The following is a 13,036-nucleotide window of genomic DNA, read 5'->3' as shown; positions in this document are numbered from 1 at the left end:
CCTAAAGAATAACAAGAAGTACCATCTATAATCGAAATTAGCATATCAGCCGAGGAAAGTTAGAACTGTAAAACATATTTGGATACTCGTATTCTAAAAGATGTTCTTGAAGATGCGTTTTCTGCCATTATAAGTTGCGGTGAAATTGGCCATATGTTAAAACGTTTTGTGTTTAGTTACACAGCCGACCTACACACCGAAACAAGTAGAACCAAAAGCGTTCCACCGCCAGCATTATATAATTAAAAACGCTCTGGATGAAGTATTGTTTGCCTATGCAAGATGAAAGTCATATTCTCCAAATTTGAATACAGTGGACCGAATTTGGGGGTAACTAAAAAAGAGTATGATTGTCAACTGATTTCATGTAAATCGTATAGAAATACAGCCTTTTCATTTTTGGAGTATATAAATGAGTGTCGAGAAGAAACACTTTGCCTAATAGGTTCCATGGCTATGTCGAAGAATTAAAATAAGCTTATATATGATGATAATATCAAAACCGAGAAATTTATATCCTTTCATTATTTTTTATCAAATCATGAAAACTTTAATTGTACTATATGTACTATTTTAAACATACCACCCCTAGCTTCTTGACTAAGTTGAAAGTTTTCAAGATTAATTACTAACTAGTTAGATACTTGGTTAGATGAATTGTTATTTTAGTATTTGGCATAGCTGTAACAATGTTTTTTACAACAATCACACCATTTCCTAGTAACATTCCACCAACTAATAATACATATATGGATTTTTGATAACTTTACCCCCAACAGTCTATTATTCTAGAATCGTTCCTAAAAATCAATAGTTAATTGGTATTTTACTATTTTCACTTCATCACCATAACATACATTTGTCACATGTATTTATATTAAAAAATTGGCACAGAAAAAGAGATAGCTTTGCCATCTCTTTTTCTGTTTCAACTTCCCATTATCAAACCATACGTCTTTTCGTTGATCTTCTTTCTTTGACATCTAATCAGTTTATAGACTGATTAGATGTCTTTATATCAACTTGTATATCACTTCTAAACAAAAATAAGCATCTTTTCTTTTGTCTATTACATTTTTTCTGGTGCAGATACTCCTACGATTGCTAATGCATTTTGAAGTGTAGTGCGTACTGCTTTCATTAATTCGTAACGAGCTCTACTTAATTCTAAGTTATCTTGGTTTAATACTTTTTCTGCATTGTAGAAGCTGTGTAATGCTGCCGCTAATTCAAATGCATAGCTTGTAATGCGGTGTGGCAGACGTTTTTGCGCTGCATCCGCTACTACAGCTGGGAATTCACCAAGTTTTTTCAGTAATTCTACTTCTTTCTCAGAAGTAACAAGTTTGTAATTCACGTCTCCGCCTGTAGCTAATCCTAACTCTTCACCTTGACGAAGGATACTGCATACACGAGCATGTGCATATTGTGCATAGTATACTGGGTTTTCATTAGATTTTGATACAGCTAAGTCCATATCGAAGTCTAAATGAGAATCACCGCTACGCATTGCGAAGAAGTAACGCATTGCGTCCACGCCTACTTCTTCCATAAGCTCACGAAGTGTAACTGCTTTACCTGTACGCTTACTCATCTTCATTTTTTCACCATTTTGGTACAGTTGTACCATTTGAATGATTTCTACTTCAAGAGTGTCTTTATCGTAACCAAGCGCTTGAATAGCAGCTTTCATACGAGGAATGTAACCATGATGGTCAGCACCCCAAATGTTGATTAGCTTATCGAAACCACGCTCTAATTTATCGCGGTGGTAAGCGATATCTGGCGTTAAGTATGTGTAAGAGCCGTCGTTTTTAATTAATACACGGTTTTTATCGTCACCGTAAGTCATTGAACGGAACCAAGTTGCTCCGCCTTCTTCAAAGATTTCGTCACGCTCTTTTAATACAGCAAGAGCCTGATCAATTTTTCCGTTTTTATATAATGATGTTTCTGAGAACCACACATCGAAGTTAACACGGAAGCTTTCTAAGTCTTTTTGAAGTTTTGCTAACTCATATTTCAAACCGTATGAACGATAGAATTCATAGCTTTCTTCTGCATCAGCTTTTGCATAACGATCACCAAATTCTTCAGCTAAACGTTTACCGATTCCAATGATGTCCGCACCATGGTAACCGTCTTCTGGCATTTCTTTCTCTAAACCTAAAGCTTGCATGTAACGAGCTTCAACAGAAAGAGCTAAGTTATGAATTTGGTTACCAGCATCATTAATGTAGTACTCACGAGATACATCGTATCCTGCTTTTGCTAATACGTTACATAAAGTGTCACCTACTGCCGCACCACGTGCATGTCCTAAGTGAAGATCGCCTGTTGGATTCGCAGATACGAACTCAATTTGTACTTTTTCACCTTTACCAGTATTCGTTTCACCGTATGCTTCACCAGCGTTTACAATTGTTGGGATTAAGTCTGTTAAGTAGCTATTATCCATGTAGAAGTTAATGAAACCAGGACCAGCGATTTCAATTTTTTCAATAGAAGCTTTTGCTTTATCGAAGTTTGCAACTAATTCTTCTGCAATCATACGAGGTGCTTTTTTCGCAACGCGTGCAAGTTGCATTGCCATATTTGTAGAGAAGTCACCATTTGTTTTATCTTTTGGAGATTCTAATACAACGTTTGGAATTTGTTCTTCTGTTGCTAATTCTGCCTTTAATACAGCAGCTTGAATTTCTTCTTTAATCAATCCTTTTACTTGTTCTAAAGAATTCATTATTTTGCCTCCTTCAAATTAATTGTAATTGTATATCTACCAGCTTCTTGTTCACTTAGAAGCAATGCGTACGTTAAGAAGAGTTGTCCTTTTTTCTTTTCATCCGACCATTTAAAAAGAACGTTATCAGTTTTCGTTTGCAATGCAAACGTACCAAGTTCACTCGTATACGTACCAGTTGTCCATTCACCTTTCACATGCGTCTGACGCATAGAAATAGCACCTGAACGCATAATGAGAACTTGTTCATCTTGAATTTTAATAATTGTTTTCACTTCGCCTTGTTCGTTCGACTCTTGGAATGTTATATATGTACCTTGACCTTTTACATAGTATTGACCATTTGCTTCAAAAGCAACGGTTTCCTTCCTCGCCCCTTCACGGATTTCTGTTACGAAATGAACGTGTACAGGCAAGCCTGCAAGTTGTTTCTTCACGTCTTGCACACCTTTCAAATGTTATAGATATTAAATACTACTTATAATAAATCACTTTTCCTATCATATCAAAAAAAGACTCTGTCTGTCTGCTGAAAAATCAGGAAAACTCCTTTTCAAAAAATAATTCAACTTCTCTTTATTTCGTATGTTAAAATATTTTTAAAATCTGAATATTTTTTCATTTAAAGAGGTGAATCTAATGCTACCAACAAAATTAAAAAAAGGTGATGAAATAAGGATTATTTCACCATCTTGTAGTTTAAGTATTGTCTCAAATGAAAACAGAGACCTTGCTATAAAAAGATTAACCGACATAGGCTTTCAAGTTACATTCTCAAAATATGCTGATGAGATAGATCGATTCGCTTCCTCTTCTATTTCTTCACGAGTTCAAGACCTCCACGAAGCATTTAGAGATCCTAATGTAAAAGCCATTTTGACGACACTTGGCGGATACAACTCTAATGGTTTATTGAAACATCTCGATTATGATTTAATTCGAGAAAATCCGAAAATTTTCTGCGGTTATTCTGATATTACCGCTTTAAGTAACGCACTTTACACAAAAACAGGCTTAGTTACATATTCAGGTCCTCACTTCTCTTCATTCGGAATGGAAAAAGGGCTCGATTATACGACCGAATACTTTTTAAAATGTTTAGCTTCTAATGAGCCTATTGAAATATTACCGGCTGAAACATGGAGCGATGATTCTTGGTATATGGATCAAGAAAATCGAGAATTTATTAAAAATGAAGGATATGTTTCAATTCAAGAAGGGGAAGCGACGGGAGATATTATTGGTGGTAATATGAGCACATTTAATTTACTGCAAGGTACACCATATATGCCAAGCTTACAGGGCAAAATTTTATTTCTTGAAGAGGATAGTTTAACCGGAAAAGCTACCCTAAAAACTTTCGATCGATATTTATATTCTCTTATGCAGCAAACTGATTTTGAATACGTAAAAGGTATCGTTATAGGAAGAATGCAAAAAGGAGCAGAATGTATGATAGAGGACATTCAAGAAATGATTGCTTCAAAGCCTGAACTTGCACATATCCCTATTATTGCGAATGCAAGTTTCGGACATACAACTCCAATCTTTACTTTCCCAATTGGCGGACGTGCAAAAATCATTTCTAATAAAGAAAGTTCAGCTATCACCATTTTAACGCACTAAAAAGGAGCGAACGATTCGCTCCTTTTATGGTTTTTCTATTTTTTGCAACGCTTTTTGCGGGATTGATTCTTTCGGGATTTCAGCCCACCCTTTTCCCTGCATACCTTTCGCATAAATTTTTATAAAAGCACCCGTATGCAATTCACGGTTCACCATTCTTTTAATAACTTGTAGCTTTCCATCTTCTGTATACCCTTTAAATGTATACAAATATTCATCGTCTTTTTTCTCACTTTTATCTATAACAGCATAATAATCTTGTATTTCTTTATTTGAAAAGAAGTTGTCTACAAAAGCATGCACACCTTCTGTTTTCGTGTTTAAATAATATGCTGTTCCACCTAAAATAATGGCGAACACAGCTAAAACCTTAATTACCAATTTCATAAATGCGCCTCCTGTTTGCACTGCTTTCTCACTAACCGTATGTCTATACCTGTATTATACGAAAAAAAGCATACTATACTCTATCGAAATGCCTTACACTTTCCTTACATTATTGTAAGAGTTTTTCACCTTACAGCAATTTCCCACTAAAAAATTTTTCCGTTTAACAAACTTTTATATTATTATTGAATGATACAAATTTTTATTACAAAAATCAAAGGAGACAGTTTTCAAATGGCTATCTTGCAAGGTTTAGCACTATTGCTTGTTGTACTTTGTCTATTTACACTTTTCAGTTACCGTGCGCCTTACGGAATGAAAGCGATGGGTGCTTTAGCTAATGCAGCAATCGCAAGTTTTCTTATTGAAGCATTTCACCGTTATATAGGTGGAGAAATGTTTCATAATGACTTTTTACAATCAGTAGGAGAAGCTTCTGGTAGTATGAGCGGTGTCGCAGCAGCAATTTTAGTAGCATTAGCAATCGGCGTTTCACCCGTATACGCTGTTTTAATCGGTATCGCTACTAGTGGATTCGGTATTTTACCAGGATTTTTCGCTGGATACGTTTGTGCCTTCGTCGTGAAATTTCTCGAAAAGAAATTACCAGCTGGTGTAGAATTTTTAGCAATTCTATTTATTGCCGCACCAATTTCACGTGGAATGGCCATGCTTATGGATCCACTCGTTAACGCAACACTCGGTAAAATCGGTTCTATGATTTCAGTTGCAACTACAGAAAGTCCTATCATTATGGGGATTATGCTTGGTGGATTAATCACAGTTATTTCTACATCTCCACTAAGTTCTATGGCACTAACTGCAATGCTTGGATTAACTGGTTTACCAATGGCAATTGGTAGTCTTGCCGTAGCAGCTTCTGCCCCAATGAACTTCATTTTCTTTAAACGACTAAAAATCTGTTCAAAGAAAGATACAATCGCCGTGGCAATCGAGCCGTTAACACAAGCCGATGTTGTCTCAGCTAATCCAATTCCTATCTATATGACAAACTTTGTTGGCGGTGCACTTGCCGGTATTATTACATCGCTATTCCAGCTCGTTAATAATGCGCCAGGAACAGCATCACCAATTCCAGGGCTTCTCGTCTTGTTCGGATTTAATGACGTTATAAAAGTAACGATCGCTGCTGTACTATGTGGAATCGTTACCACTATTGTCGGATACATCGGGTCTATTGTGTTCCGCAAATATCCGATCCGCTCTGCTGATGAAATTCGCGGCATTACTTCGGAAGAGAAAGTTGCATAAGAAAAAGAGTTATTCTCATCTTTTGAGAATAACTCTTTTTTTCATGTCTTGCTATGGTAAATGAAATTATATCGGCGATTTTTAAATATATCGACTTACCGACACATAAGAGCCCCTAGTCATATAGGAGGCTCTTACTTTATCCAGTTACGCCTTCTAGACCCTTGCGTCTAAACAGTCGGCTTCACTTTTATTTCACCCAACCGAGCAGCATTTCCCGCACGAATTTGCTTGCTGCGACTGGTGTTTGATCACTATGGTCGTAGACAGGAGCTACTTCTACTAAGTCTGCTCCAACTACATTTATATTTGAATTTGCAATTGCTACGATGGAATCTAATAGTTCTTTAGATGTGATACCTCCAGCCTCTAACGTTCCTGTTCCAGGAGCATGAGCTGGGTCTAATACGTCAATGTCAATTGTGACATAGACTGGGCGTCCTGCAAGTTTCGGTAATACTTCTTTTAACGGTTCTAATACGTCAAATTTGTATAAGTTCATACCTACTTCTTTTGCCCATTCAAATTCTTCCTTCATTCCAGAACGAATTCCGAAAGAATATACGTTTTCCGGACCAATTAAATCACACACTTTACGAATTGGTGTAGAGTGGGATAAAGGCTCCCCTTCATACGATTCACGTAAATCAGTATGAGCATCCATGTGGATGATTGCTAAATCCGGATATTTTTTTGCCATTGCCTTAAAAATTGGCCAAGACACTAAGTGCTCACCGCCGAGACCTAGTGGAAACTTATCGGCATCTAATAGTTTTGATACATATTCTTCAATCATGTCTATGCTGCGTTGTGGGTTCCCAAATGGTAATGGAATATCACCCGCATCAAAATACTTTACTTCTTCTAGTTCACGATCTAGATATGGACTGTATTCCTCTAGTCCAATCGATACTTCACGAATACGTGCAGGGCCAAAGCGAGAACCTGGACGGTAGCTTACTGTCCAATCCATTGGCATCCCGTAAATAACTGCCTCTGACTCTTCAAAACTTGGATGACTTTTAATAAATACTTTACCTGAATAAGCTTCATCAAAACGCATATTCTTTTCCTCCTTATGTGGAACTTAAGGTATCCCAACCTTTCACTATTTCTCAAATTTGGAGCGCACTGCTCCTCTTTCTCGATTTACCGGGGTCTTCTTTTTTAACGATAAGAAGACAATTTTCTTTACAGAAGTGCAAGTAGCTAGCATGTTCAAGCCTTCTGGACAAACACCTTAAATGAACTACTTGCACCTTATTTGTTCGAACTCGATTTTCTTACTTAATTAAATCGCCAACAAATTTCGGTAGTGCGAATGCTGCATTGTGTAATTCTTTTGTGTAATATTTCGTTTCGATTTCATGGAAACGCTCTTCACTTACTTCTAATGGATCATGTTTTTTAGATCCGATTGTGAACGTCCAAAGTCCACTTGGATACGTCGGAATGTTTGCTGTGTATAGACGGGTAATTGGGAAAATCTCTTTTACGTCTTTAAATACAGTTGTAATTAGTTCTGGTGTAAACCAAGGGTTGTCCGTTTGGGCAACGAAAATACCATCTTCTTTTAACGCTTTTGAAATTCCAGCGTAGAAGCCTTTTGTAAATAAGTTTACTGCTGGGCCTACTGGCTCAGTAGAATCTACCATAATTACGTCATATTCGTTTTCACTTTCTGCGATGTGTAGGAAACCGTCTCCTACTTTTACTTCTACACGCTCATTGTCTAATGCACCTGCAATTGATGGTAAGTACTGCTTAGAGTACTCAATTACTTTTCCATCGATTTCAACAAGAGTTGCTTTCTTCACGCTTGGGTGTTTTAACACTTCACGAATAACACCACCATCGCCTCCGCCAACAACTAATACGTTTTCAGGGTTTGGATGTGTAAATAAAGGTACGTGCGCTACCATTTCATGATAAACGAACTCGTCCTTTTCTGTTGTCATAACCATGCCGTCTAAAATAAGCATGTTTCCGAACTCTTCCGTTTCAACCATATCAAGTTTTTGGAATTCTGTTTGCTCCGTATGTAATGTGCGGTTAATACGCGCCGTAATTCCAAAATGCTTTGTTTGTTTTTCAGTGAACCATAGTTCCATCGTACAATCACGCCTTTCGCTGCAAATTTATAATAGGGACATCATTAATGTCCCCTAACAAAAATAAAACAAAACATCCAAAAAGTATAGTTAAAAGTACAAAAATACCGAAAATATATTTTAGTCAGAGGGTTCTAACATATATGCGAAAAAGGTTTGCTTTGTAATAGGAAAGAAAACCCTTTCTTAAGAAAGGGCTTTTGTCTCTATTTCTACCGGTTTACGAATTGGAATTAAGATCATAACGCAACCGACTAACACAACAATTCCACCGACTAAAAACGGGCTTTGTGGCGAAACTGTATGACCGATGACTCCTGATAAAATTGGAGCAATCGCTCCTCCTAACCAACGAACGAAGTTATAAACACCTGATGTAACAGATCTTTCATAAGGTGAAATATCCATTACATAACTTGTAAATAACGCATTATTTAATCCTGATGCTAATCCAGATAGAACAATTAACACGATTTGTAACCACATAATTTTCACAAAGAATAGTGCAATTAATAACATCGCAAATACGAGTAAACTACCCTTCAACACTGTTTTCGGTTCATATTTACCTTCTAACCTATGTGCTAAAATTGCTGATCCGTAAGCTAGCGCTAATCCCCATCCACAAAATACAAATCCTAATTGAATAGCAGATAAATGCATAATAAGTGGTGAATATGCTAAAACGACGAAAAATCCGTAGTAATATAACATCCCTGAAATGGCACCTTGCATAAATGGTTTATACTTCACCAGGTTAAGTAATTCTCCCATGCCTGCTGCTTTACGCTTCACTTTTCGCTCCGGTTCTTTTACAAAAAAGAAAACTAAAATAAATGCTAAGGAAATTAAAATACTCGTCGCAAAAAATGGGTAACGCCAAGAATGTCCACCTAATATTCCACCTAATAATGGTCCACCTGCCATTCCTAAACCAATGGCTGCCTCATATAGTCCTACTGCTTCATGAACTTCTTTACTTAATGCAATTAATAATGTCATCGCCGTTGCGAAGAACATCGCATTTCCTAATCCCCACCCAGCGCGGAAAATAGATAATTGAGCAATCGTTTGCGATATACCACATATAAATGCAAATACAGTCACAATCGCAAGACCAATCGTCATCATTCGTTTATCACCAAATCTTGATGCAAATATTCCAGCTGGTAACATCATAATTGCCATCGTTAAAATATATGATGTAAATAACATCTCGACTTGCCAATGCGATGCACCAATTTGTTCAGCAATACTTGGTAAAATTGGGTCGACTACCCCTATACCTGAAAAGGCAAGGAAGGTAGCCACCACTGTAATCAATCTCCCTAATTTTTGTTTGCTCTCCATTTTGATTACTCTCCTTTTGTATTCTCTAAAAAGGTAACTGCACGGCTTAAACTATCCTCTAGCTCTGCCCTCACGCGCTGCATTTGCTCCATTTTCTCGTCTAACGTTTGCACTTGTTCTTCAAGCATCTCTTTAATTTCTTGAATCACTTCACGGTCACGCGGATTCTCACTATTTCTTCTTTGTTCCATTCTTTCTTTTAACGATAAGAAATGTTGCATTTCTTGAAGCGTAATTCCTAGCACTTCTTTCGCTTCCACAATCCTTTTAATTCTTGCAATGTCCTCGTCTGTATACAGGCGAATATTCCCTTCACTGCGTTCTGGGGGATGAATTAAACCAATTTCCTCATAATAACGAAGTGTACGCTTTGTTAAACCGACTTGCTTTGTTACTTCATCAATTTTATACATGTGTATTCCTCCCTTCACCGGATTATTACATTTTACGTTAACGTTAACTTTTGTGCAACTATTATACTTTTGTAAATGTTTGTCATATGAATTGTATTTTTCTTAAAGCAGTTTCATAATGAAAGAAAAGAGATGATAAGGAGATTTCCACATGAATAAACCACTTATTTTCGCTCATCGCGGGGTAAAAGGAACACACCCAGAAAATACGATGATTGCCTTCCAAGAGGCTGAACGCATTGGTGCTCACGGAATTGAACTTGATGTTCATCTATCAAAAGACGGTGAACTAGTTGTTATTCATGATGAAACAGTGAACCGTACAACAAATGGCGTGGGACTTGTTTCTGAAAAAACTGTAGAAGAATTACAAGTTTTAGATGCTGGTAGCCATAAAGACCCTTCTTTCCATGAGGCAAAAATCCCAACGTTACGAGAAGTATTTATTTGGCTCTCTACAACAAATTTACAACTTAACATTGAATTAAAAACAGATGTTATTCACTATCCAACTATTGAAGAAAAGGTCGTCGCTCTCGTTCGTGAATATCATCTATCCAATCAAATTGCATTTTCATCATTTAACCACGATTCCGTTTCATTATTAGCAGAAATTGCTCCAGAAATTCCAAGAGCGATTTTGTACGATACACCACTTGCAGATCCTATTGCTGAAGCAAAAAGGCGCGAGGCGACTGGATTACATCCAAACTTTCAATTATTAACGAAAGAGTTTGTCCAATTAGCACAGGGGCAAGGATACGTTTTTCGTCCTTACACCATTAATGAATATAAAGATTTACAAACTATGATTGATTACGGCGTAGATGTTATTATTACCGATTGGCCAGCGCGTGCTTTTGAGCTCCTTTCTTAAATGAAGGGGCTCTTTTTATTTTGGAAATTTCATTGTTTAAAATAAACGAAAACCCTCAATACTAATACAATAATGCTTGTATTAATGAGGGGCTGAAAAAGATGGATCAAACTATGAATCCAAAACTTAAAAAATATAAACGTCTTTTCTTCACCGTAATGTTTTCATGTGTTCTTTTTTTCGTTTTTTCCTTTTTTATTATCATTGTAGCTGCAAAAATTATGGGACCTCCCCCTGTTGCGGTTCCGCAAACGAGTGTCTTTTACGCTAATGATGACACTGTTATAGGACAAAGTAATGAAATGCAAAAACGCTATAATGTATCTCTCGATGAAATTTCTCCTTATGTAAAAGGGGCGACACTATCTATTGAAGATCAACGATTCTACAAACATCATGGCTTTGATATGAAGCGCATTGCTGGTGCTATTGTTGCCGATTTAAAAGCAATGGCAAAAGTACAAGGTGCTAGTACTATCACACAACAGTATGCTCGTAACCTATACTTAGATCATGATAAAACGTGGAAGCGTAAACTATTAGAAGCAATGTATACCGTCCGTCTGGAAGTGAACTATAATAAAAATCATATTTTAGAAGGGTATTTAAATACAATTTATTACGGGCATGGTGCTTACGGAATTGAAGCTGCTTCCCGCCTGTATTTCGATAAAACTGCAAAAGAATTAACATTAGCAGAAGCTAGTATGCTCGCAGGCATTCCGAAAGGACCTAGTTTCTACTCTCCCTTTTTAAAAGAAGAGCGTGCTAAAGGGCGTCAATCTCTCATACTAAATGAAATGGTAGAACAAGGGTATATTACAAAACAGCAAGCTGCCTCAGCAAAAAAAGAAACACTTACTTTTGCCTCATTGGATACGAAAAAAGTTGCAGAAATTGCACCTTATTTCCAAGATGCTGTACAAGCTTCTCTTCTTCGTGATATCGGATTAGATGAGCAAGCCTTACAGCGAGGTGGCTTGCGTATTTATACAACGCTAGACCCTAAATTACAATCTGTAGCAGAGCAAGCTGTAAAAAATCATATACCTGAAACAACAAACATCCAAACTGCCCTCGTCTCTATGAATCCAAAAACGGGTGAAGTGGCTGCCCTTGTTGGTGGAACTGATTATAATACGAGTCAATTTAACAGGGCTACACAAGCCGCTCGTCAGCCCGGTTCTACATTTAAGCCGTTCCTATATTATGCAGCCTTAGAACGAGGATTCACCCCTGCCACACGCTTAAAAAGCGAATACACGGTATTCACTTTAGGTGACGGTGTTTCAAAGTATAAACCAAAAAACTATAAAAACTATTATGCTGACGATTTTGTGACAATGGCACAAGCACTCGCTGTTTCTGATAACGTATATGCTGTGAAGACAAATCTATTTTTAGGCGAAGACATTCTTACAAAAACAGCGAAGCAATTCGGTATTACTAGCGCATTAAAAGATGTTCCATCTCTTGCTCTCGGCACATCTCCTGTAAAACCAATTGAAATGGTCAATGCTTATAGCATGTTTGCAAACGGCGGGAAAGAAGTAAAACCAACCTTTATAAGGCGCATCGTTGATCATGAAGGAAATATGCTATACGACGCTCATTTAGAAAGTAAACAAGTTCTAGATAAAAGCAAAGCCTTTGTGATGGAAGAAATGATGGCAGGTATGTTTAATAAAAAACTAAGCAGTTATGCCGCTGTGACCGGTCAATCGATGTTATCAAAACTATCAAGAACATATGCTGGAAAGTCTGGTTCTACAGAAACTGATAGTTGGATGATTGGATTTACCCCACAACTTGTAACAGGGGTTTGGATTGGATACGATCAACCTAAATCCATTTCAAACGTAGCAGAACAAGGGTACGCAAAAAAAATATGGACCGATACAATGGAAAAAGGATTAGATGGACAGCCTAAACAAGAGTTCAAACAACCAGCAGATGTTGTTGCAGTCGATGTTAATCCTGAAAACGGTAAGATTGCTACAAAGAATTGTCCCATTTCTGTGAAAATGTATTTTGCAAAAGGTACAGAGCCAACAGAGTATTGTATGGATCACGTTGATGATAAGGAAGAGTTCGAAAAGGTTAGTGAAGAGAAGAAAAAGACGGGTTGGTGGAAAAAATATCTCCCGTGGTAAAAAAAAGGCTATTGTCATTCTTTTTCGGTAAATCGATATTCCTTGTTGAATCGTTGATATATTTCAAGTTACGTTAAATATATTCTAAAAATCGCTGATATATTTTC

The 13,036-nt window shown here is 37.0% G+C and carries 11 protein-coding genes; 4 read left to right on the top strand and 7 right to left on the bottom strand.

Going from position 1 to position 13,036, the window contains the following annotated elements; translation table 11 throughout:
- Positions 1–1,069: 1,069 nt before the first annotated feature.
- A complete protein-coding gene (gene argS / locus ACE38F_RS02290; RefSeq protein WP_375371091.1) occupies positions 1,070–2,740 on the bottom strand; it encodes an arginine--tRNA ligase in 1,671 nt (556 codons plus the stop codon).
- On the bottom strand, positions 2,740–3,177 hold the full coding sequence (locus ACE38F_RS02285; protein ID WP_016106740.1) for a YwiB family protein: 438 nt from the start codon (positions 3,175–3,177) through the stop codon (positions 2,740–2,742). Before ACE38F_RS02285 ends, argS begins: the two co-directional genes overlap by 1 nt.
- A gap of 202 nt (positions 3,178–3,379) precedes the next feature.
- Here ACE38F_RS02285 and ACE38F_RS02280 point away from each other — a divergent pair, with 202 nt between their 5' ends.
- Positions 3,380–4,366 carry a S66 family peptidase gene (locus tag ACE38F_RS02280; protein WP_375371090.1) on the top strand — a complete coding sequence of 329 codons (987 nt, stop codon included), beginning with the start codon at positions 3,380–3,382 and terminating at the stop codon, positions 4,364–4,366.
- 24 nt (positions 4,367–4,390) lie between these two features.
- On the opposite strand, the gene ACE38F_RS02275 is transcribed toward ACE38F_RS02280, so the two are convergent.
- Positions 4,391–4,753, bottom strand: coding sequence for a YxeA family protein (locus tag ACE38F_RS02275; RefSeq protein ID WP_000779925.1), 363 nt, complete (start codon positions 4,751–4,753; stop codon positions 4,391–4,393).
- 234 nt (positions 4,754–4,987) lie between these two features.
- On the opposite strand from ACE38F_RS02275, the gene ACE38F_RS02270 reads away from it, so the two are divergent.
- Entirely contained in the window at positions 4,988–6,025 is a 1,038-nt protein-coding gene (locus ACE38F_RS02270; protein WP_098500124.1) for a PTS sugar transporter subunit IIC, read from the top strand.
- Between the two features lie 190 nt (positions 6,026–6,215).
- Here the strand turns inward: ACE38F_RS02270 and speB are convergent, their stop codons facing one another.
- The 4 genes from speB to ACE38F_RS02250 all read right to left on the bottom strand — a co-directional run bounded on the left by speB (position 6,216) and on the right by ACE38F_RS02250 (position 9,899).
- On the bottom strand, positions 6,216–7,088 hold the full coding sequence (gene speB / locus ACE38F_RS02265) for an agmatinase (protein ID WP_001209823.1): 873 nt from the start codon (positions 7,086–7,088) through the stop codon (positions 6,216–6,218).
- Between the two features lie 220 nt (positions 7,089–7,308).
- Complete coding sequence (gene speE / locus ACE38F_RS02260; protein ID WP_000424696.1) at positions 7,309–8,136, bottom strand: polyamine aminopropyltransferase; 828 nt, start codon at positions 8,134–8,136, stop codon at positions 7,309–7,311.
- A gap of 186 nt (positions 8,137–8,322) precedes the next feature.
- Positions 8,323–9,486, bottom strand: a complete 1,164-nt coding sequence (locus ACE38F_RS02255) for an MFS transporter (protein WP_375371089.1) — start codon at positions 9,484–9,486, stop codon at positions 8,323–8,325.
- Positions 9,487–9,491: 5 nt separating this feature from the next.
- Positions 9,492–9,899, bottom strand: a complete 408-nt coding sequence (locus tag ACE38F_RS02250) for a MerR family transcriptional regulator (RefSeq protein ID WP_002144674.1) — start codon at positions 9,897–9,899, stop codon at positions 9,492–9,494.
- Between the two features lie 151 nt (positions 9,900–10,050).
- Between ACE38F_RS02250 and ACE38F_RS02245 the strand changes: the two genes are divergently transcribed.
- Complete coding sequence (locus ACE38F_RS02245; RefSeq protein WP_375371088.1) at positions 10,051–10,776, top strand: glycerophosphodiester phosphodiesterase; 726 nt, start codon at positions 10,051–10,053, stop codon at positions 10,774–10,776.
- A gap of 101 nt (positions 10,777–10,877) precedes the next feature.
- Positions 10,878–12,929: a transglycosylase domain-containing protein gene (locus tag ACE38F_RS02240; protein ID WP_375371087.1), complete on the top strand. Its 2,052-nt coding sequence runs from the start codon at positions 10,878–10,880 to the stop codon at positions 12,927–12,929.
- Positions 12,930–13,036 lie beyond the last annotated feature (107 nt).

The organism is Bacillus altaicus, assembly GCF_042136375.2.
GTDB lineage: Bacteria > Bacillota > Bacilli > Bacillales > Bacillaceae_G > Bacillus_A > Bacillus_A cereus_U.
This window is presented reverse-complemented; position numbering and strand designations above follow the sequence as displayed.

Bases quoted from the DNA above. Each gene is read 5' to 3' on its own strand.
- ACE38F_RS02280 (WP_375371090.1), top strand. From the start codon at position 3,380: ATGCTACCAACAAAATTAAAAAAAGGTGATGAAATAAGGATTATTTCA.
- ACE38F_RS02240 (WP_375371087.1), top strand. From the start codon at position 10,878: ATGGATCAAACTATGAATCCAAAACTTAAAAAATATAAACGTCTTTTC.
- ACE38F_RS02250 (WP_002144674.1), bottom strand. From the start codon at position 9,899: ATGTATAAAATTGATGAAGTAACAAAGCAAGTCGGTTTAACAAAGCGT.
- argS (WP_375371091.1), bottom strand. From the start codon at position 2,740: ATGAATTCTTTAGAACAAGTAAAAGGATTGATTAAAGAAGAAATTCAA.
- speE (WP_000424696.1), bottom strand. From the start codon at position 8,136: ATGGAACTATGGTTCACTGAAAAACAAACAAAGCATTTTGGAATTACG.
- ACE38F_RS02270 (WP_098500124.1), top strand. From the start codon at position 4,988: ATGGCTATCTTGCAAGGTTTAGCACTATTGCTTGTTGTACTTTGTCTA.
- ACE38F_RS02275 (WP_000779925.1), bottom strand. From the start codon at position 4,753: ATGAAATTGGTAATTAAGGTTTTAGCTGTGTTCGCCATTATTTTAGGT.
- speB (WP_001209823.1), bottom strand. From the start codon at position 7,088: ATGCGTTTTGATGAAGCTTATTCAGGTAAAGTATTTATTAAAAGTCAT.
- ACE38F_RS02255 (WP_375371089.1), bottom strand. From the start codon at position 9,486: ATGGAGAGCAAACAAAAATTAGGGAGATTGATTACAGTGGTGGCTACC.
- ACE38F_RS02245 (WP_375371088.1), top strand. From the start codon at position 10,051: ATGAATAAACCACTTATTTTCGCTCATCGCGGGGTAAAAGGAACACAC.